This window comes from Pseudomonas caricapapayae, from assembly GCF_001400735.1.
Lineage (GTDB): Bacteria > Pseudomonadota > Gammaproteobacteria > Pseudomonadales > Pseudomonadaceae > Aquipseudomonas > Aquipseudomonas caricapapayae.
The window spans coordinates 34,055-55,601 of record NZ_LJPW01000121.1; the positions used below are offsets into that span (position 1 = coordinate 34,055).

Sequence of the window (21,547 nt, forward strand, 5' to 3'; positions counted from 1 at the left end):
ATTGATCGCACACCTCATCAAGGAAAACGCACATGCACAAAGTCCTGGTTCCTTTCGACGGCTCCGAGCACGCCATGCGCGCTCTGGGCTATGTCATCGAGCTGTCTGGCGACCTCACCAAGGCGCTTGAGGTGCATGTGCTGAACGTGCAAGCCAGCCCCATTGATTACAGCCTTTATCTGGCGCCGGACATGATCGATGGCGTGAAGGTCGGGCTGACCAATGAGGGCAAACGGGTGCTGGATGATGCGATAGCGCTGCTGACCGCTGCGGGCGTGCCGTTCCAGGCCCACGTCGATCTGGGCAACGTTGCCGAGCAGGTTGAAGCCGAAGTTCAGCGGCTTGGTTGCGATGCAGTGGTCATGGGCACTCGCGGGCTTGGCAACTTCGGTGGTCTGTTGCTGGGCTCGGTGGCCACGCGCGTTATCCACGAGGTGTCAGTGCCAGTGACGCTCATCAAATAAACCCTGCGCCTCACGGCTGCGCGGGCACCCGTGTCTGGCGCAGCAACTCGATGTTTTCCGGCGGCACCAGCTTGCGCAGCGATTTGTACAGCGCGCGGGTTTCCAGCAGGTTCCAGATGCGCAGCATGGTTTCGAGTGCATCCAGCGGTTTGCTGATGAAGTCGCGTGCGCCCAGTGCCAGGGCGCGCAGGCGGGTATCGCGTGTTGCATCGGCGGTCAGGACCATGATCGGCAGGTAGTCATTGGTCGGGATGCGCCGGTTGAGTTGTTCCAGAACCGCAAAACCGTCGAATTCGGGCATGTGCAGGTCGAGCACCACAAGGTCGGGCTCGAAGCTGTTGAACAGGTCCAGTGTGCGCAAGGGCTCTGTGCTGCTCAGCACGTTGGTCAGCCCCTCGCGGGCAAGCAGCTGCTCCATCAGATCAAGATTGGGCCGCTGGTCGTCGATGATCAGAATGCGGAAGTCTCCGGTCATGTGGGCTCCGGTAAATACTGGTCCAGGAGGGCGAGAAACACCGGCACCTGAATGGGTTTGGTCAGAATGGCCGTTGCACCGGCTCGCTTCAGTTCGCAGCAGGCCTTGTCGCTGTTGTCGGCAGTAATCATCAGCACCGGCGTATGGGCAGTCGCTGGCAAGCGCCGCAGACGTAGCAACACCTCAAGCCCTTTGATGTCCGGCAGGTTCAGGTCGAGCAGGATAAGCTGTGGCGCATGCTGGCGGGCCAGATCCAGCCCCAGCTGACCCTGCATGCTCGACAGCAGCTGGATACCGGGCCTGCGTTGCAGCAGCGTCTCGATCAACGCCATGCTTGACAGGTTGTCTTCGATGCACAGCAGCTTGCCATGATAGGCGGGGCGAGCAGGCGGGCGGACGGCAGGTGCGGTGTCGGGAGGCATGTCAGTCTGACGTGGCGGCGCAGCGGCGGGAGCTTGTACCAGCGCAAGCGGCAGCTCCAGTATGAACCGGCAGCCTTCATCCGGTGTGTTGTGCACTGACAGGGAGCCCTGCATCATTTCCAGCATGCTCTTGCTCAGCGCCAGCCCCAGCCCGGTGCCTTCGACACTCGGGTTGGCGTCCAGTCTCTCGAACGGCTTGAACAGCTGGCCGATACGCTCTGGCGCGATTCCGTAGCCGGTGTCCACTACGCTTACAGTAACCTGCTGTTCCGAATGCTCGATTTCAATCCGCACCTCACCATGGGGACGGTTGTATTTGATGGCATTGGACAGCAGGTTGAGCAGCACCTGAATCAAACGCTGGCGGTCAGCCACCACACCAAGCGCGTCAGGCAACGGCGGTAACGCCTTCAATTCGATGTTGGCGTCGGCGGCCATCGGCGAGACCAGCACCAGTGCCTCCTCAAGTACGCCGGACAGCGAGACCGGTTCCAGAATCAGGGAAACATGTCCAGCTTCGATTCTGGCGATATCCAGCACTTCATTGATCAGCTTCAGCAGGTGTTGGCCAGCTCGCAGGATATGGCCGATGTGCGGCCGCTGGCTCGCAGGCGAATCCATGTCCAGCAGTTGGGCAAATCCCAGAATCGAGTTCAGTGGCGTGCGCAATTCATGGCTCATGCGCGACAGGAATTCGCTTTTCGCCCGGCTGGCACGCTCGGCTTCCTCGCGCGCGGTACCCAAGGCAATTTCGGCGACACGGCGATCACTGATGTCGCGGGTGATCTTGGAAAAACCGCGCAGTTCGTCATGGCTGTCATATTGAGCGGTGATTACCACACTGGCCCAGAAGCGACTGCCATCCTTGCGTCTGCGCCAGCTTTCTTCCGTATACCGGCCATTGACCGTAGCTTCACGCAGCGCCATGTCAGGATGTTGCGGACATTCCTCCGGCAGGTAGAAAACAGAAAAGTGCTTGCCGATGATTTCTTGTTCTGTGTACCCCTTGATACGCTCGGCACCCGCGTTCCAGGTGATGACATAGCCATCGCGGTCCAGTGCGAATATGCCGTAGTCCTTCACGCCCTCGATGATCAAGCGCAAACGCTCTTCGTTGTCGCGCAGCGCTCGTTCGCGTTCTGCCAGCAACTGGCCGGCTTCGACCAGTCGGGTGCCGAGCTGGCCGATCTCGTCCTTTTCCGGTGGTTGGGGCAGCAACGGGTGTCCAAGTGCCAGGCGCTGGGCATTGCGTTGCACCTGATGCACCCTGGCGACGATGCCTTTGGACAGCATCAGCACGGCGAGAATGGCACCGAAGATTCCGCAGGCGGCTGCCAGCAGGGTGGACAGCAGCAGACGCTCGCGGGTAGCCGCCGCAGCCTCGGTACGCTCGGCCAGCAGTGCATCTTCGCGTTCGCGCATGATGCCGATCCGTTCGCGCAACTGGTCGAGAACGTACTTGTTTTCGACCAGAATACGGGCAACGGTTTGTTGATCCTCCATGCTCATCGAGCGCAGTTTTTCCAGACCGTCGACCTTGGTGTTGATCAGCGGCTCGATGGCTTTGAGGTGTTCACGCATCTGCTCGTCGCGCACATTGGTGTTGAGTCGGGTCAATGCCGCCTCGATGAGCGGTTGCGCGTTGAGGTAGCCGGGCAGAAAGTCTTCCTGATGGGTCAGCAGGTAGCCGCGTACGCTGGCCGCGCCTTCTGCGATCTGGGTGTGAAGGGTCTGGATATCGCCTTGCACGAGCAGCACCCGCCGTACATCTTCCTCTGCCTGAGCGGTCTGGCGTTCGGCGATGTAGATGAGCACGAGGGAAAACATGAGAATCGCCAGCGGCAGAGAAATCGCCACCAGCGCCTTGCCGCGTAGAGGAAGGTCTTCCCAGCGGCTGCTGCCGGTTGCCGTCATCGCCAGTCGCTCGTCGACTGGCTGACCAGGCCCAGCGCCACACCACGCACTGCCGCCTGGGTACGGTCCGAGGCCCCCAGTTTGCCGATGACTTTTTCCACGTGTGCCTTGGCGGTGCCGGTCGTAATACCGAGTTTCTCGCCGATTTCCCGATTGCTGAAGCCGCCCGCCACCAGTCCGAGCACCTGACGTTCCCGAGGGGTGAGGGCTTCCGGCAGGGTTGCGCCGTTGGTATTGCGCTCAGTCATGCGCCGCAGCAGGCGCGCACTCACAGCGCTGTTCAAGGCTTCTTCGCCACGCGCCACACGTTGCAGACCGGCGATCACTTCGTCGCGGCTGGCGTCCTTGAGCAGGTATCCCACCGCACCTGCGCTGATCGCGGCCTCCAGGTGATCGGTGCTGTCGTCCATGGTGAAAATCACCACTTTCAGGTCCGGCATGCGCTGCTGAAGAATCCGCGCCGCGCCCAGCCCGTTGAGCACCGGCATGCGAATATCGAGAATCGCGATGTCCGGTTGCAGTTCCAGGCACAGATCGATGGCTTGCTGGCCGTCGGCGGCCTGGCCGACCACATCGAATTCCGGATGCCCCGCCAACAGCGAGACGAAACCGGTGCGGGTCACCTCGTGGTCGTCCGCCAAAACCAGTCGCACAGTGTCAGTCATGTCATTGCCTTGTCTGCGGTAAAAGGGACGATTGCGCGTAGCCGGGTGCCGCGTTCCAGACGGCTGATGCAGGTCAGGCGGCCGCCCAGAAGGCTGGCGCGCTCCTGCATCGCAACCAGCCCGAGCTTTTGAACGCCACTGCCGTTGCGCGGCTTCTCGGTGATGAAACCCCGGCCGTTGTCTTCCAGGCTGAGTGAGACAGTGTCGTTATTCAGTTCCAGCGCCAGTTCCACGCGGCTGGCGCTGGCGTGTTTGAACACATTGTTGATGCCTTCCTGAGCGATACGGAACAACGCAATTTCCAAGTGACTGGGCAGACGCGTCTGAGAGCGCGACGTCCACTGCACGGCGATTCCGGCTTCACGCAGCCGGTCGGCCTCTTTGTCGACTGCCTGTAACAGACCGAAATCGTCCAGGACGCTCGGACGCAGACCGCTGATCAACTGTCGGCCTTCGCCGACGCAGTGCTGCGCCAGCTTGAGAATGGCTTGCAAGTCGGCGTCCAGCGGTTCGGGCAGTTCCGGGCAGCGACCGGCAAAACCCTGCAGCCTCTGATGCAGACCGGCGAGCGTCTGGGCCAGCCCGTCATGCAGGTCGTAAGCCATGCGCTTGCGTTCGTCTTCCTGCGCGGTGAACAACTGGCGAACCAGTTCGGACATGGTCCGCTCTCTGACGACCAGCGCTTCAAGCAACCGATTGTTTTCCAGGTGTGCCGCCAGCAACGTCGCCAACAGTTGCAGCGACTCGATGTCCTCGTTGTCCGGCGCATTGATGCTCACGCTGTTGGCCAGCAGCAAGGTGCCAAAGCAGCCTTCGTCGGCACCGCGCAAAGGCAACAGCAACACACAAGGCAGGTCGCGACCGCTGCGTTCCAGCCATTGCGGGCCGATGGCCAGCGGGTCCGCAGCGGTTTCGAGCGTACTCAGGCGTTCCGCACTGCCATGGCTGGCGGTGCTTTGCACGCTGTTGTCGATCCCCCATTCCAGCAGCAGCCCATGGTCCATGGCCACGAATGCGCAAGCGCGCTGCAGCACCCGACGGCGCATGGCTTCGGGTGGCAGCTGGGTCAGTTCCTGGCCGGTATCCACCAGCAGGCGAAGGCGTGCGGCGCGGCTTTGCGACTGGCGATACTGGTTGCGGATGGCCAGTGCGCTTGCCGGGTCATGGGGAGGGCTTTGCATGGGAAGCTCCAGCGAGGGTGGATGCCCGCGCGGGCATAACAGAAGTGACGCTATTAGAACTGTAACAGGAGATAAAGCCTATCTGCCGATTGGCATACACACTTAACCCCGGTTGGCCGATGGCGCGCAGTGGCGGGGAGGGCAAAGTGGCACTCACTGAATCCCTGAACAGATCCCCCGTAGGAGAGTAGCGATGAAAATGAAATTGACCGCCCTGGCCCTGTTGATTGCTGTGAGTGCGCCGATGGTTCAGGCCGCTGCCGAGCCGTCCGGCTACACCTACCGCATGGTCGCCGAGCAGCCAAGCAATGTGAACGACAAGGAGATTGCCGGTCTGTTTGATCGCTGGAACAAGGCCCTGAAGACCGGGAACTCGCAGACGGTGGTTTCTCTTTATGCGCCGGACGCGGTCCTGCAGCCTACGGTCTCGAACAAGGTGCGTGCGACCCCGGCGGAGATCAAGGACTACTTCGATCACTTCCTGGCGCTCAAGCCGGCAGGTGAGATCAACTACCGCGAGATTCGTCGTCTGGGGCCCGATGCGGCAGTGGACAGTGGTGTCTACACCTTTACCCTGACGGCTGCTGATGGCAAGAAGAGCACGGTGCAGGCGCGTTACACCTTTCTGTACCACCGCGTCGGCAACGAGTGGAAGATCCTCAACCACCACTCTTCGGCCATGCCGGAAGTGCAGCCTGAATATCAGGTCAGCCGCTGATCTGTCGTCCACCAGGCTGAAACGAAAAATCCGGAGCCACTGCTCCGGATTTTTTGTCTCGACCGCTTGCCGTCAGGCCTCGGCGTTGGCGCCGTTGACCTTGCGGCAATGAATCAGTGCATCGCGGATCATGAAGTTGACCAGCGTCGGTGAGACCCCCAGCTCCTTGGCGATGTCCTTTTGCGGGACGCCGTGCAGGCGGTACATCTCGAACGCGTAGCGTGTGCGCGGCGGCAGTTCGGTCAGGGCATCGGCAATTTTCTCCAGGCTGGAGAAATTGATGTGCGAGGTTTCCGGCGATGCACCCTGAATCACCACATTCAGCCCCTCGGCCTCGGGGCCGGTGTATTTCTGTTCCAGCGCCTGTTTGCGGTAATGATCGATGGCCAGATTGCGCACGATTTGAAACAGGTAACTGAGCTGGGCCTTGAACGTCAGCGTCGCCTGAGGTGCCGAGCGCAGTCTGAAGAAGGCGTCCTGCACCACGTCCTCGGCCCGCGACCGGCAACCCACGATGCGCGCCGCAATCTTGACCAGCAGCAGGTAGTTGTCGACGAATGCCTGGAGTAATGGTGAGTCGCACTTACTTGTGATTACGTGTTCCGTCATGGAATTCACCTTGCTGCTTGAACAATGGAGGGGGAGGGCCGCAGAAGAGGCGGCACTGTCACATGGGGCAACAAATTAGCCTTAATGATAATTATTGTCAAATGCGAAAGCCAATCAGCGCACTTTAAAAGTGCGGTCTTGCTACATACGCTCCCGAGGGGCGCATCCCCGCCTAATTATTTGCAGACGCCATCCGTTCTCATTGGTGACAGGCCCGACCACGGTTGCGGTCAGGGAACACCCCAGGAGAACCCCATGCGTTTCGATCATGCGCATCGCCGCTTTTACATCCGCGCCCACCGACGGACGGTTCCGACATGAGCACGCCGGTGAGCCTGACGCTGTTCTGCCTGCCTTATTCCGGTGCCAGCGCAATGTTCTACAGCCCCTGGCGTCGTAAATTGCCGGAGTGGCTGAATGTACGACCTCTGGAACTTCCTGGTCGCGGCATGCGCATGGAAGAGCCGTTGCAGACGGACATCGTGCAACTGGCCAGTCACCTGGCCGACGAAATCAGCGCTGACCTCGACAAGCCCTATGCGTTGTTCGGCCATAGCCTTGGCGGTCTGTTGGCCTTTGAGCTGGCGCATGCATTGGGTGAGCGAGGGCTGCCTGCGCCGCTGGCGCTTTTCGCATCGGCTACAGCCGGCCCGGTGCGCCGCGATGTCAGCGAATACGCCCAGGCCAAGACCGATGAGCAACTGATTGCCCGGCTGCGCACGCTCAAGGGCACCAGTGAAAACGTCATCGCCAATGATGAACTCATGCAATTGATGCTGCCGATCCTGCGCGCCGATTTTCTGCTCTGCGGCAGCTTCGTCTACGGCCAGCGCGAGCCGCTGAACCTGCCGATCCATGTTTTCGGCGGCAAGCAGGACAGTGTCAGCGTCGAGCAACTGCTCGACTGGCAGGAAGAGACCTGCACCGGCTTTTCCCTGGACATGTTCGAGGGGCATCACTTCTATCTGGTCGATGAGCAAATACAGCTGCTCCGGCACCTGCGGCGTTATTGCGAGCTGCACCTGGCGCGCTGGCGCAACAGCACGTCACGGCAACTGAACCGGGCAACCGGTTGAGCGTTTTTGGCTCTTTTGCCTTGCGCGCGACGCCCTTCGCGGGCGCGCGCCTTTTTTTGAAATTCAGATCTTATCCGGCACGCCGAATCTAGCAGGAACCCCATCATGGATGCGTTTGAACTCCCCGACACTCTGGCTCAGGCTCTTCAGCGTCGCGCCTTGCACACGCCGGATCGGCTGGCCCTGCGTTTTCTCTTCGACGAGAACGATCAGGGTCTGGTGTTGACCTACCGTGATCTGGACCTGCGTGCGCGGACCATCGCGGCTGCGTTGCATCGTCAGGCCGTGCCCGGGGATCGGGCGATTCTGCTATTCCATAGCGGGCCGGACTACGTGGCAGCGTTCTTCGGCTGTCTGTATGCCGGGATCATCGCAGTGCCGGCCTATCCGCCGGAGTCCAATCGCCGTCATCATCAGGAGCGGCTGCTGTCGATCATCGCCGATGCCGAGCCACGGCTGGTGCTGACCGGTTCCGACTTGCAGCCCGCCTTGCTGCAGATGGGTGAGTTGGCCGCTGCCGACGCGCCGCAACTGCTCTGCGTCGACAGGCTGGACAGCGCGTCGGCCGAAGGCTGGCAAGGGCCGTCATTGCATGCCGATGACATCGCATTTCTGCAATACACATCGGGTTCTACCGCGCTGCCCAAGGGCGTGCAGGTCACGCAAGGCAATCTGGTCGCCAATGAACTGTTGATCCGTCATGGCTTCGGCATCGACGTCAACCCGGACGACGTCATTGTCAGCTGGCTTCCGCTGTACCACGACATGGGTTTGATCGGCGGCTTGCTGCAACCGATTTTCAGCGGCGTGCCTTGCATATTGATGGCACCGGCATACTTCCTGACGCGTCCTCTGCGTTGGCTTGAAGCGATCAGCGAGTACGGCGGCACCATCAGCGGCGGGCCTGATTTTGCCTATCAGTTGTGCAGTGCTCGGGTCAGTGACTCGGCGCTGGAGCGTCTGGAACTCAGCCGCTGGCGTGTCGCGTACTCGGGTTCCGAGCCGATCCGCGAGGACAGCCTGACTGCGTTCGCCGAAAAATTCGCCAGCTGCGGCTTCACGCCGGACAGCTACATGGCGTCCTACGGGCTTGCCGAAGCGACGCTGTATGTCGCCGGTGGCAAGCGCGGCAAGGGTATCCCGTCGTTGCGTCTGGACGCACAGGCGCTGGCGCGCAATGTGGCTGAGCCTGGCGACGGGCAGCCGGTCATGAGTTGCGGCACTGGCCAGCCAGGGCATGGCGTATTGATCGCCGATCCCGTCACTCTGCAGGTGCTGGACGAGAATCGTATAGGCGAAGTCTGGGCCAGCGGCCCCAGCATCGCCCACGGCTACTGGCGCAATCCGGAAGCGACCGCCAAGGCTTTTGTCGAACACGATGGCCAGACCTGGCTGCGTACCGGCGACCTGGGTTTTCAGCGCCACGGCGAGCTGTACATCACCGGTCGTTTGAAAGACATGCTGATCGTCCGTGGCCACAATCTGTACCCGCAGGACATCGAAAAAGTCGTCGAGTGCGAAGTCGATGTGGTGCGCAAAGGCCGTGTCGCGGCCTTCGCGGTCAATCAGGACGGTAGCGAAGGCATCGGTATCGCCGCTGAAGTCAGCCGCAGCGTGCAGAAAATCCTCTCCCCAGAGGCGCTGATAAAGGTCATTCGTCAGTCTGTTGCCGAAGCGTTTCAGGAAGCGCCGAGTGTTGTGGTGCTGCTCAATCCGGGCGCGCTGCCCAAGACGTCCAGCGGCAAGTTGCAACGCTCGGCGTGCCGCACGCGTCTGGCCGATGGCAGCCTTGACAGCTACGCGGTGTTCCCCGCAACCGATACGGCGTCCCAAAACGATGTCCCTGACGCGGGTTCGGACCTGCAAGCGCAGATCGCCAGTATCTGGTGCGAGCAATTGCAGCGTGAGCACATAAGCGCCGACGACCACTTCTTCCTGCTGGGCGGCAACTCCATCGTCGCGACCCGGGTGGTGGCAAGGCTGCGCGAGACGCTGGGCATCGATCTGAACCTGCGCATGCTCTTTGAAGCGCCGACGCTGGCGGCTTTTGCGGCACAGGTCGAAGCGCTGCAGGGCACCGCACTGCAGGGTGACAGCCCGTCCCGGAACACTATCGTCAGGCTGCCCGGCAACGCGCATTTGCCGCAATCCATGGCCCAGAACCGCCTCTGGTTCCTCTGGCAGCTCGACCCGCAAAGCAGTGCCTACAACATTCCCGGCGGGCTTTACCTGCGTGGCGAACTCGACGTCACGGCGTTGCATGCCAGCTTCCAGCGCCTCATCGAGCGCCATGAATCGCTGCGTACACGCTTCTACGAGCTGGATGGCGTGGCGCTGCAACGTATTGATACGCCCATTCAGTTCCATCTCGACGCCATCGATATCAGCGACCTGCCCGGCGAGGAGCGTCAGGCGCGCGCCGTTGCCGTTCGCGAAGAGCAGGCGCGTCGGCCATTCGATCTGCAAAACGGCCCACTGCTGCGTGTCACGTTGCTGAAACTGGACGAAGAAGAGCATCAATTACTGGTCACGTTGCATCACATCATTGCCGATGGCTGGTCGCTGAATGTGCTGATCGACGAGTTCTCGCGGCTCTATGCGTCGGCTGTTCAGGGCCAGATCCTGGAACTGGCACCTTTACCGCTGCGTTACGCCGACTACGGCCAGTGGCAGCGGGAATGGCTGGCGAACGGCGAGGCCGAGCGACAGCTGGCGTACTGGAAGCAGCAACTGGGCGACGAGCAGCCGACCCTGATGCTGAACACCGATCATCCGCGTTCGTTACATCAGCAACACAGCGCTTCACGTTACAGCCTGCGCCTGAGTGCCGAGCTGAGCGCGGCCGTACGCAACACTGCGCACGCCTGGCAGTCGACGTCTTTCATGTTCTTGCTGGCGGGGTTCCAGACCTTGCTGCATCGCTACAGCGGGCAGACCGACATTCGCATCGGGGTGCCCGGTGCCAACCGTCCGCGCCATGAGACCCAAGGCCTGATCGGCTTCTTCATCAACACATTGGTGCTGCGTGCACAGCTGGACCCGCGCCTGCCGTTCTCGACGTTGCTGGCCCAGACCCGCCAGGCCGCACTGGAAGCCCAGGCCCATCAGGACGTGCCGTTCGAACAACTGGTCGAAGCCTTCCCGCAGGCGCGTGAGCACGGGCTGTTTCAAGTGATGTTCAACCATCAGCAACGCGACCTCGGTGCACTGCGTCGCCTGCCGGGGTTGCTGGCCGAAGAGCTGCCGTGGCACAGCCGCGAGGCTAAGTTCGATTTACAGCTGCACAGCGAGGAGGATCGCAATGGTCGACTCAACCTGTCCTTCGATTATGCCGATGAGCTGTTTGATCGCGACACCATCGTCGCGATGGCCCGGCACTACGTATGCTTGCTGACCCAGGTCAGCCAGCACGCGCAGGTTGCACTGGGAGAGGTGCAACTGCTCGGCGTCGATGAGCAGGACGAGCAGGCGCAATGGAGCGCCGCGCCTTGCACTCCGGCCCGGCTCTGGTTGCCGGAACTGCTGGATCGTCAGGTTCGCCAGACTCCGGAACGTACCGCGCTGATATGGGACGGCGGCAGCCTCGACTATGCCAGTCTGCATGCGCAGTCCAACCGTCTGGCACATTACCTGCGCGACAAGGGTGTAGGCCCGGACGTCAAGGTGGCGATTGCCGCCGAGCGTTCCCCGCAGCTGTTGATCGGTCTGCTGGCGATCCTCAAGGCCGGGGGCGCTTACGTGCCGCTGGACCCGGATTATCCGATTGAGCGACTGGCTTACATGCTGGAAGACAGCGGGGTCGAGCTGCTGTTGACCCAGAGCCACCTGCTGGGCGACCTGCCGAGCGCGGAAGGGGTCTGCACGGTCGCGATGGACACGCTGCACCTGGACAACTGGCCTGTCAGCGCGCCGGGCCTGCATCTGCACGGCGACAACCTGGCGTATGTGATCTACACCTCCGGCTCGACCGGCCAGCCCAAGGGCGTCGGCAACACCCACGCCGCTCTGGCCGAGCGCCTGCAATGGATGCAGCATACCTACGCGCTGGATGAAAGCGACGTGCTGATGCAGAAAGCGCCTATCAGCTTCGATGTCTCGGTGTGGGAATGCTTCTGGCCGTTGATTACCGGTTGCCGCCTGCTGCTGGCAGGTCCCGGTGAACACCGCGATCCGCATCGCATCGCGCAGCTTGTCGATGCATACGCGGTGACCACGCTGCACTTCGTGCCGCCGCTGCTGCAACTGTTCATCGATGAGCCGCTGGCGCAGCGATGCGCCAGCCTGCGTCGGCTGTTTTCCGGTGGCGAAGCGTTACCGGGCGAGCTGCGCAATCGGGTGCTGGAACAACTGCCCGGCGTGCAGTTGCACAACCGTTATGGCCCGACCGAAGCTGCGATCAACGTTACTCACTGGCAATGTCAGGTTACCGATGGGCTGCGCTCGCCGATCGGCCGCCCGCTGGGCAATGTACTGTGCCGCGTGCTGGACAGCGAACTGAACCTGCTGCCACGCGGGGTGGCCGGAGAACTGTGTATCGGCGGCATCGGCCTGGCGCGTGGTTATCTGAATCGTCCGGGGCTGACCGCAGAGCGCTTTATCGCCGATCCGCTGGGCCAGCCGGGTGAACGCCTTTACCGCACCGGCGATCTGGTGCGTTGGGCTGCCGACGGCGCACTGGAATACCTTGGGCGTCTGGATCAGCAGGTCAAACTGCGCGGCTTCCGTGTCGAGCCGCAGGAAATCGAAGCCCGGCTGCTGGCCCAGGCGGGCGTTGGTCATGCTGCCGTGCTGGTACGTGAAACCGCTGCGGGTCCGCAGTTGATTGGCTACTACACTGCCGAAGCCGGGCAGGACGTTCAGGCCGAGCGGATCAAGTCGGCTTTGGCACTGGAGCTGCCGGACTACATGGTCCCGGCGCAATTGGTACGCCTCGACAGCATGCCCCTCGGCCCGAGCGGCAAGCTGGACCGCCGCGCCTTGCCCGAACCGCAGTGGCAGACCCGAGAGCATGTCGAGCCGCAGACCGACCTGGAAAAACAGATCGCCGCTATCTGGCGCCAGGTGCTGGGTGTGCCGCGTGTCGGCTTGCGTGATGATTTCTTCGAACTGGGCGGGCACTCGCTGCTGGCGACCCAGATCATTTCCCGTGTGCGGCAGGCCTGCGACATCGACCTGCCACTGCGTGCGCTGTTCGAAGCCAGCGAGCTGGGCGCGTTTGCCGAGCAAGTTGAGGCCATTCAACAATCGGGTGAGCGCAGCAGCCTGCAACCGATTGCCCGTGTCGACCGCAGCCAGCCGGTGCCGTTGTCCTACTCACAGCAGCGCATGTGGTTCCTGTGGCAGATGGAACCGGACAGCCCGGCCTACAACGTTGGCGGCATGGCACGTCTGACAGGCGTATTGAACATCGAGCGTTTCGAGGCCGCATTGCAAGCCTTGATCCTGCGCCACGAAACCTTGCGCACCACTTTCCCCAGCGTCAATGGCGTTGCCTGCCAGAAGGTCAGCGAACACACCGGCCTGCGCGTGCAATGGCAGGATTACTCGGCGCTGCCCGCCCAGGTCCGTGAGCAGCGTATTCAGGCGCTGGCCGACAGCGAGGCGCATCAGCCCTTCGATCTGGAAACCGGTCCGCTGCTGCGCGCCTGTCTGGTCAAGGCTGCCGATCTCGAGCATTACTTTGTCCTGACCCTGCACCACATCGTCACCGAAGGCTGGGCAATGGACATTTTTGCCCGCGAACTGGGCCAGCTCTATGAAGCATTTCTTGAGGGCAAGCTGTCTCCGCTGGAGCCACTGGCGGTGCAATACCTCGATTACAGCGTCTGGCAGCGCCAGTGGATGGAGGCGGGCGAACGTCAGCGCCAGCTCGATTACTGGACTGCTCAACTGGGCAGCGAGCACCCGCTGCTGGAGCTTCCCGCGGACCGGCCACGTCCTTCGGTACAAAGCCATCAGGGCGAACTGTACCGCTTCGATCTGAACAGCGAACTGGCGGCGAAGGTTCGTGCTTTCAACGCCCGCAACGGCTTGACCCTGTTCATGACCATGACGGCCACGCTGGCGGTGCTGCTTTACCGCTACAGCGGCCAGAATGACCTGCGCATCGGCGCGCCGGTGGCCAACCGCATTCGCCCGGAAAGCGAGGGCCTGATCGGCGCGTTCCTCAACACCCAGGTACTGCGCGTGCAGCTCGACGGGCAGATGAGCGTTGCACAGCTGTTCGAGCAGGTTCGCCACACGGTCATCGAAGGTCAGTCACATCAGGACTTGCCGTTCGATCATCTGGTCGAAGCGTTGCAGCCACCACGCAGCGCGGCCTACAACCCGCTGTTTCAGGTGATGTGCAATGTGCAACGCTGGGAGTTCCAGCAAAGCCGCGAATTGGCAGGCATGAACGTCGAGTATCTGGTCAACGATGCGCGTGCCACCAAGTTCGACCTCAATCTGGAAGTCACCGAACTCGATCACCGCCTGGGTTGCTGCCTGACCTACAGCACCGATCTGTTCGACGAGCCGCGCATCGCGCAGATGGCCGAACACTGGCTGAACCTGCTGCAAGCGCTGCTCGTCGATCCGCAACAGCGTCTGAGTGAGTTACCTCTGTTGCAGGATGCCGAGCGTCAGCACTTGCTTGACAGCCTGGGCGTCGAAGCGGGCGAACAACGGCTCGATCAGTGCATTCACAGCCTGTTCGCCGAGCAGGCCCGGCTGCGTGCAGAGGCGCCGGCATTGACCTTTGCGGGCGAAACCCTGAGCTACGCCGAGCTCGATGCACGGGCCAACCAGCTTGCCTGGATGCTGCGCGAGCGTGGTGTCGGCCCGCAGGTTCGCGTCGGCCTGGCGCTGCCGCGTTCGCTGGACATGGTCGTCGGCCTGCTGGCGATCCTCAAGGCTGGCGGTGCCTACGTTCCGCTCGACCCGGAATACCCGCTGGAGCGTCTGCACTACATGATCGAAGACAGCGGCGTCGGCCTGCTGCTGAGCGACCGCGCATTGTTTGCAGCCCTCGGTGAATTGCCTGCCACTGTTGCCCGCTGGTGCCTGGAAGACGATCAGCCACTGCTGGCTTCCTGCCCGACCCATGAGCTGCCTTTCATCAGCCTGCCGCAGCATCAGGCGTACCTTATTTACACCTCTGGTTCGACCGGTAAACCCAAAGGCGTGGTGGTGTCCCATGGTGAGATCGCCATGCATTGTCAGGCGGTGATTCGTCGCTTCGACATGCAGCCCGATGACTGCGAACTGCATTTCTATTCAATCAACTTCGATGCTGCCACCGAGCGCCTGCTGGTGCCGTTGCTCAGCGGCGCGCGTGTGGTGCTGCGCGCTCAGGGGCAATGGGACGCTGAAGAAATCTGCACGCTGATTCGTCAGCAGCAAGTCAATGTGCTTGGCTTCACGCCCAGTTATGGCAGCCAGTTGGCCCAGTGGCTGGCGACTCAGGGCCAGACCCTGCCGATACGCATGTGCATCACGGGCGGCGAAGCGCTGACCGGCGAGCACCTGCAACGCATCCGTGCAGTTTTCCAGCCGGAGCTGTTTTTCAACGCCTACGGGCCGACCGAAACCGTGGTCATGCCGCTGGCCAGCCTGGCCCCGCACCACCTGCAGGAGGGGGAAGCCAGCGTACCGATCGGTCGTGTGGTCGGCGCGCGCGTTGCCTATATTCTCGACGCCGATCTGGCGCTGGTGCCGCAGGGCGCGAACGGCGAACTGTATATCGGCGGTGCAGGTCTGGCGCAGGGCTATCATCAGCGTCCCGGCATGACTGCCGAGCGCTTCGTCGCCGACCCGTTTGCCGACAACGGCGGACGTCTGTATCGCACCGGCGACCTGGTGCGCCAGCGCGCGGACGGGCTGGTGGAATACATGGGGCGTATCGACCATCAGGTAAAGATTCGCGGCTTCCGTATCGAACTGGGCGAGATCGAAACCCGTCTGTTGGAGCACCAAGCCATCCGCGAAGCCATCGTGCTGGCGCTGGACACACCGTCAGGCAAGCAACTGACGGGTTATCTGGTCAGTGATGTGGCCGGGCAGGGCGATGCACAGCAGGCCCGACTGCGCGAATCGCTCAAATTGCACCTCAAGGCGCAATTGCCGGACTACATGGTGCCGACCCACCTGATTCTGCTCGACAGCATGCCGCTGACCGCCAACGGCAAACTTGATCGCCGCGCCTTGCCGGCGCCGGACCCTGAACTCAATCGTCAACATTACGTGGCACCGGCCAGTGAACTGGAGCAGCAGCTGGCGGCGATCTGGTGTGCAGTGCTAAATGTGGAAAAAGTCGGCCTCAACGACAACTTCTTCGAACTGGGCGGCGATTCGATTCTGTCGATTCAGGTGGTCAGCCGGGCACGTCAGGTGGGCATTCATTTCAGCCCGCGTGACCTGTTCCAGCACCAGACCGTGCAGACCCTGGCTGCCGTGGCGACCGCCAGTGAACTGATTCAGGCCGAACAGGGCCTGCTGCAGGGCCTGTCCGGTCTGACGCCGATTCAGCACTGGTTCTTCGACACCCCCATCCCCGAGCGTCAGCACTGGAACCAGTCGCTGGTGCTGGAGCCACTCAGCACCCTCGATCCGCGTCTGCTGGAGCAGGCGTTGCGTGCGGTGCTCGAACAGCATGACGCCCTGCGCCTGAGTTTCACCGAGCACAATGGCCAGTGGCAGGCCGAACACCGCGCAGTGACGGCCGAAAGCCTGCTGATTCAGGCGCGTGTCGCAGACATGGCCGAATGTGCGGCTTTGTATGCCGATACCCAGCGCAGTCTTGATCTGCAAGACGGCCCACTGTTGCGCGCCTTGCTGGTCGACGGGCCGCAGGACCGGCAACGCCTGCTGTTAGTCATTCATCATCTGGTCGTCGATGGCGTGTCATGGCGTGTGCTGCTGGACGATCTGCAAAGCGCTTATCGTCAATCAAGCGAGGTAATGCCGGTGCGCTTCGCGGCCAAGACCAGTGCCTTGCGCGACTGGGCTGCACGCTTGCAGGCCTATGCGGGTAACGAATCGTTACGTGAAGAGCTGCAGGTGTGGCAACGCCAGCTTGGCGGTCCTGCGGCACAACTGCCGTGTCATAACCCGTCGGGTGGTCAGCAGAATCGCCATGCGCAAACGGTCAGCGTGCGGCTGGATGCGGAACGTACCCGACAACTGCTGCAACAGGCCCCCAGCGCCTACCGCACCCAGGTCAACGACCTGCTGCTGACCGCATTGGCGGACGTGATCTGCCGCTGGAGCGGGCAGCCGTCGACGCTGGTCCAGCTGGAAGGCCACGGCCGTGAAACCCTGTTTGACGAGATCGACCTGACTCGTACCGTAGGCTGGTTCACCAGCGCCTATCCGTTACGCCTCACCCCGGCGCTGGCTGCCGACGCAACGCCGGGCGACTCGATCAAGGCGATCAAGGAGCAACTGCGCCAAGTGCCACACAAAGGGCTGGGCTACGGCGTGCTGCGCTATCTGGCCGACAGCGCCAGCAGGGCTGCCATGCAGGCACTGCCGGTGGCACCGATCACCTTCAACTACCTTGGCCAGTTCGATCAGAGTTTTGCCAGCGACGCGTTGTTCCATCCGTTGGAAGAGTCGCCGGGTGCGGCCCACGATCCGCACGCGCCGTTGCCCAATGAACTGAGCATCGACAGCCAGGTGTATGGTGGCGAACTGTTGTTGCGTTGGACCTTCAGTGCCGAGCGCTATCAACCTGGCGCTATCGAAGCATTGGCGCAGGATTATCTGGCCCGGTTGCAGGCACTGGTTGCCCATTGCCTGGCCGATGGCAGCGGCGGTCTGACGCCTTCGGACTTCCCGCTGGCCGATCTGGATCAGGCGCAGCTGGATGCATTGCCGGTCCCGGCGAGCCACATCGAGGACGTCTATCCGTTGACGCCGATGCAGGAGGGCATGCTGCTGCACACGCTGCTGGAGCCGGGCACCGGCCTGTATTACATGCAGGACCGCTACCGCATCAACAGCGCGCTGGACCCGCAACGCTTCGCTCAAGCCTGGCAAGCGGTCATCGCCCGTCACGAAGCCCTGCGTGCCTCGTTCTGCTGGGATATCGGTGAAACCATGCTGCAGGTCATTCACAAGCCGGGCAGCACGCCGATCGATTACCTGGATTGGCGAGACGTGCCCGAGGACCAGCAGGAGCCGCGTTTGCAGGCTTTGCTCAAGTCCGAGCGCGAGGCCGGTTTCAATCTGCTCGATCAGCCGCCGTTCCACCTGCGTTTGATCCGTGTCGACGAGGCACGCTACTGGTTCATGATGAGCAACCACCACATCCTGATCGATGCCTGGTGTCGCTCGCTGCTGATGAACGACTTCTTCGACATTTACACCGCGCTGGGCGAAGGCCGCGATGCGCAACTGACGCCCGCGCCGCGTTATCGCGACTATATCGGCTGGCTGCAACGTCGTGGTCTGGCCCAGGCGCGTGACTGGTGGCAGCACAACCTTCGCGGCTTCGAGCGGCCTACGCCGATACCCAGCGACCGGCCGTTCCTGCGTGAACATGCGGGTGACAGTGGTGGCATGGTGGTCGGCGACTGCTACACCCGTCTCGATGAACGCGACGGCGCGCACCTGCGTGAACTGGCGCAGCAGCATCAGTTGACCGTCAACACTTTCGCCCAGGCGGCCTGGGCGCTGACCTTGCGGCGCATGAGTGGTGATCGCGACGTGGTGTTCGGCGTCACGGTGGCCGGTCGTCCGGTGGAACTGCCGCAAATGCAGCGCACGGTCGGGCTGTTCATCAACACCATCGCTCTGCGTATCGGCATGCCGGCTGACGACCAGCGTTGCAGCGTTCGTCAGTGGCTTAGCCAGTTGCTGGACAGCAACATGCAACTGCGCGAGTACGAATACCTGCCATTGGTGACCATTCAGGAAAACAGTGAGCTGCCCAAGGGCCAGCCGCTGTTCGACAGCCTGTTCGTGTTCGAAAACGCGCCGGTGGAGGTCTCGGTGCTCGACCGGGCACAAAGCCTGAATGCCACTTCGGACTCCGGCCGCACCCACACTAACTACCCGTTGACGGCCGTTTGCTATCCGGGCGATGACCTCGGCCTGCACCTGTCCTACGATCAGCGTTACTTCGACGAATCCACCGTGCAGAACATGCTCGCCGAGTTCAAACGCCTCCTGCTGGCGCTGATCGAGGGCTTCCACGGCGATATGGCCGAGCTGGCGCTGGTCAGCGATCAGGAACGCAGTTTCCTGATCGAGGGCTGCAACCAGAGCGAGCACGCTTACCCGCTGGATAAAAGCTACGTCGAGCTGTTCGAGGCACAGGTTGAGGCGCATCCGCAGCGGACAGCGGTCAGTTGCCTGGATCGCCAGCTCAGCTATGCCGAACTGAATATCGCCAGCAACCGTCTGGGCCATGTGCTGATCAAAGCCGGTATCGGTTTCGATCAGCCGGTTGCCGTGCTGGCCGAACGCGGGCCCGAATTGCTGGGCATGATCATCGGCAGCTTCAAGGCCGGTGCCGGTTACTTGCCGCTGGACCCGGCGCTGCCTGATTCACGCCTGAGCGGCATCATCGGCCAGAGCGGTACTCCGGTGCTGGTTTGCAGCGTGCAATGTATCGAGCAGGGCAAAGCGTTGCTCGATGCGTTGCCTGAAGCGCACCGTCCGCTGCTGCTGGTCTGGGAGCACGTGCAGCAGAACGACTCTGCACAGCACAATCCGGGCCGCTACAGTACGCCGGACAACCTCGCTTACGTCATCTTTACGTCCGGCTCTACCGGGCTACCGAAAGGCGTGATTGTCGAGCAGCGTGGCATGCTCAATAACCAGTTGAGTAAAGTGCCTTATCTGAGCCTTAGCGACAGCGACGTGATCGCTCAGACGGCCTCGCAGAGCTTCGATATCTCGGTCTGGCAGTTCCTTGCCGCACCGCTGTTCGGCGCTCGGGTGGACATCGTGCCGAACGACATTGCCCGCGATCCGCAGGCCTTGTTGGCGCACGTGCAAGCGCAGCGCATCAGCGTGCTGGAAAGCGTGCCTTCGCTGATAACCGGTCTGCTCGCCGAGGAGCAGGCAGTGCTCGACAGCCTGCGCTGGATGCTGCCGACCGGCGAAGCCATGCCGCCGGAGCTGGCCAGTCAGTGGCTGCAACGCTACCCGGGTATCGGGCTGGTGAATGCTTATGGGCCGGCTGAGTGTTCCGACGACGTGGCGTTCTTCCGGGTCGATGCGGATTCCACCCGCAGTGCTTATCTGCCGATCGGTTCGCCGACCGACAACAATCGTCTGTACCTGCTCGACGATACGCTGGACCTCGTGCCGCTGGGCGCAGTCGGCGAACTGTGCGTGGCCGGGGCCGGGGTCGGGCGCGGTTACGTCGCAGATCCACTGCGCACTGTTCCGGTGTTCGTACCGCATCCGTTCGGCGCGCCGGGCGAACGTCTGTATCGCACCGGAGATCTGGCGCGGCGACGCAAGGACGGGGTGCTGGAGTACGTTGGCCGGGTCGATCATCAGGTGAAAATTCGTGGTTATCGCATCGAGTTGGGCGAAATCGAAAGCCGCTTGCAGGAGCATCCGGCGCTTCGCGAGTCGGTAGTGCTGGATGTCGACGGCCCGCTGGGCAAAGTGCTGGCGGCTTATCTGGTGCCACGCTCTGCAATTCAGGATCACGATGCCCTGCGCGATGAGCTGAAAGCCCATCTCAAGGCCAGCCTGCCGGACTACATGGTGCCTGCGCATCTGGTGATTCTGGAGGCCATGCCACTGACCCCGAACGGCAAACTGGACCGCAAGGCCCTGCCTGCCCCGGACGTCAGTCAGGTGCAGCAGGATTATCAGGCACCGCAGACTGAAATGGAGCAGCAACTGGCGACGATCTGGGCCGATGTGCTCAAGGTCGATCGGGTCGGCATCACCGATAACTTCTTTGAGTTGGGTGGGCATTCGTTGCTCGCGACCCAGGTCGTTACACGTGCGCAGAAGCTGCTGCAGCGCAACGTGCCGTTGCGGGCGATGTTCGAATTCAACACCGTACAGGCGTTGGCCGCGCATCTGGAAAGCCTGGGCGGAGCGCAGGTCGACGAGCAGAAGTTTGATCGTCTGGCTGACTTGATGGCGGAACTGGAAGGGCTCTGATCAGCCTCTCGTCGGGGCGCTGGCGCTGCGGATAAAAAACTCGTTACCGGGTGTAAATCCGCAGCTCGCTGGCGCGTTTTCAAAGGAACGAACAAACGCCTGAACCGGCATGCGCCAAGGCTCGTGTCTCAGGTCATCAACGGTCTCGCTTATCGCAGCGTATTGAGGGTTGCACAGATGTCAGTCGCTACCAGGCTTATCGATGAACAGTTGACTCGGGTTGCCCCGGCAGCGGCTGAAACGCTCTACCAGTTCGATGAATCGCCATTGCTGGCCCGGCAGAGCCGCCAGGAATCCAATGCGCGCAGCTACCCGCGGCGGATTCCGCTGGCACTCAAGCGGGCCAAGGGCATCCATGTCGAGGACGTCGAAGGAAGGCGCTTTATCGATTGCCTGGCCGGTGCCGGTACGCTGGCCCTGGGGCATAACCATCCAGTGGTGATCGAAGCGATCCAGCAAATCATTGCCGATGAATTGCCGCTGCATACCCTGGACCTCACCACGCCGGTGAAAGACCAGTTCGTTCAGGACCTGTTCGGCCTTCTGCCGCAGGCACTGGCCAATGACGCGAAGATTCAGTTCTGTGGCCCGACCGGCACCGATGCGGTGGAAGCCGCCTTGAAGCTGGTACGCACCGCTACCGGGCGCAGCACAGTGCTGTCGTTTCAGGGCGGCTATCACGGCATGAGCCAGGGCGCGTTGAGCCTGATGGGCAGCCTGGGGCCTAAAAAGCCCCTCGGTGCCTTGCTCGGCACAGGCGTGCAGTTTCTGCCGTACCCCTACGATTACCGCTGCCCGTTCGGACTTGGCGGCGAACAGGGTGTGCGCGCCAATCTGCATTATCTGGAGAACCTGCTCAACGACCCGGAAGCGGGCGTACAACTGCCTGCGGCGGTCATTCTAGAGG

General features: G+C 62.0%; 10 protein-coding genes. 5 read left to right on the forward strand and 5 right to left on the reverse strand.

Annotated elements, in window-relative coordinates; all coding sequences use genetic code 11:
- The first annotated feature begins 32 nt into the window (after positions 1 to 32).
- Positions 33 to 464: a universal stress protein gene (locus ALO80_RS17030; RefSeq protein ID WP_054986281.1), complete on the forward strand. Its 432-nt coding sequence runs from the start codon at positions 33 to 35 to the stop codon at positions 462 to 464.
- 10 nt (positions 465 to 474) lie between these two features.
- Here ALO80_RS17030 and ALO80_RS17035 read toward each other — a convergent pair whose 3' ends face one another.
- From ALO80_RS17035 to ALO80_RS17050, 4 genes are read right to left on the reverse strand one after another with little or no spacing between them, the layout of a single operon-like run.
- Positions 475 to 939 (reverse strand): response regulator, encoded by a 465-nt coding sequence (locus ALO80_RS17035; protein ID WP_054986282.1) that lies wholly within the window; start codon positions 937 to 939, stop codon positions 475 to 477.
- Positions 936 to 3,275, reverse strand: coding sequence for an ATP-binding protein (locus tag ALO80_RS17040; protein ID WP_055009840.1), 2,340 nt, complete (start codon positions 3,273 to 3,275; stop codon positions 936 to 938). The genes ALO80_RS17035 and ALO80_RS17040 overlap by 4 nt, the downstream gene beginning before the upstream one ends.
- Positions 3,272 to 3,940: a response regulator gene (locus ALO80_RS17045; protein ID WP_054986284.1), complete on the reverse strand. Its 669-nt coding sequence runs from the start codon at positions 3,938 to 3,940 to the stop codon at positions 3,272 to 3,274. The genes ALO80_RS17040 and ALO80_RS17045 overlap by 4 nt, the downstream gene beginning before the upstream one ends.
- Complete coding sequence (locus ALO80_RS17050) at positions 3,937 to 5,121, reverse strand: sensor histidine kinase (protein ID WP_055009841.1); 1,185 nt, start codon at positions 5,119 to 5,121, stop codon at positions 3,937 to 3,939. Before ALO80_RS17050 ends, ALO80_RS17045 begins: the two co-directional genes overlap by 4 nt.
- A 193-nt stretch (positions 5,122 to 5,314) precedes the next feature.
- On the opposite strand from ALO80_RS17050, the gene ALO80_RS17055 reads away from it, so the two are divergent.
- Positions 5,315 to 5,839 (forward strand): SgcJ/EcaC family oxidoreductase, encoded by a 525-nt coding sequence (locus ALO80_RS17055; protein ID WP_055009842.1) that lies wholly within the window; start codon positions 5,315 to 5,317, stop codon positions 5,837 to 5,839.
- Positions 5,840 to 5,911: 72 nt separating this feature from the next.
- Here the strand turns inward: ALO80_RS17055 and ALO80_RS17060 are convergent, their stop codons facing one another.
- Positions 5,912 to 6,448 (reverse strand): RNA polymerase factor sigma-70, encoded by a 537-nt coding sequence (locus tag ALO80_RS17060; protein ID WP_054986287.1) that lies wholly within the window; start codon positions 6,446 to 6,448, stop codon positions 5,912 to 5,914.
- A gap of 317 nt (positions 6,449 to 6,765) precedes the next feature.
- Between ALO80_RS17060 and ALO80_RS17065 the strand changes: the two genes are divergently transcribed.
- The 3 genes from ALO80_RS17065 to ALO80_RS17075 all read left to right on the forward strand — a co-directional run.
- Entirely contained in the window at positions 6,766 to 7,524 is a 759-nt protein-coding gene (locus ALO80_RS17065; RefSeq protein ID WP_055009843.1) for a thioesterase II family protein, read from the forward strand.
- A 105-nt stretch (positions 7,525 to 7,629) separates the two neighbouring features.
- Entirely contained in the window at positions 7,630 to 20,640 is a 13,011-nt protein-coding gene (locus tag ALO80_RS17070) for a non-ribosomal peptide synthetase (protein ID WP_055009844.1), read from the forward strand.
- A 177-nt stretch (positions 20,641 to 20,817) separates the two neighbouring features.
- The coding region (locus tag ALO80_RS17075; RefSeq protein ID WP_144434233.1) for an aminotransferase class III-fold pyridoxal phosphate-dependent enzyme at positions 20,818 to 21,547 on the forward strand (730 nt) is incomplete at its 3' end.

Excerpts from the sequence above, each read along its gene's own strand:
- ALO80_RS17030 (WP_054986281.1), top strand. The coding sequence starts at position 33 with ATGCACAAAGTCCTGGTTCCTTTCGACGGCTCCGAGCACGCCATGCGC.
- ALO80_RS17035 (WP_054986282.1), bottom strand. The coding sequence starts at position 939 with ATGACCGGAGACTTCCGCATTCTGATCATCGACGACCAGCGGCCCAAT.
- ALO80_RS17040 (WP_055009840.1), bottom strand. The coding sequence starts at position 3,275 with ATGACGGCAACCGGCAGCAGCCGCTGGGAAGACCTTCCTCTACGCGGC.
- ALO80_RS17045 (WP_054986284.1), bottom strand. The coding sequence starts at position 3,940 with ATGACTGACACTGTGCGACTGGTTTTGGCGGACGACCACGAGGTGACC.
- ALO80_RS17050 (WP_055009841.1), bottom strand. The coding sequence starts at position 5,121 with ATGCAAAGCCCTCCCCATGACCCGGCAAGCGCACTGGCCATCCGCAAC.
- ALO80_RS17055 (WP_055009842.1), top strand. The coding sequence starts at position 5,315 with ATGAAAATGAAATTGACCGCCCTGGCCCTGTTGATTGCTGTGAGTGCG.
- ALO80_RS17060 (WP_054986287.1), bottom strand. The coding sequence starts at position 6,448 with ATGACGGAACACGTAATCACAAGTAAGTGCGACTCACCATTACTCCAG.
- ALO80_RS17065 (WP_055009843.1), top strand. The coding sequence starts at position 6,766 with ATGAGCACGCCGGTGAGCCTGACGCTGTTCTGCCTGCCTTATTCCGGT.
- ALO80_RS17070 (WP_055009844.1), top strand. The coding sequence starts at position 7,630 with ATGGATGCGTTTGAACTCCCCGACACTCTGGCTCAGGCTCTTCAGCGT.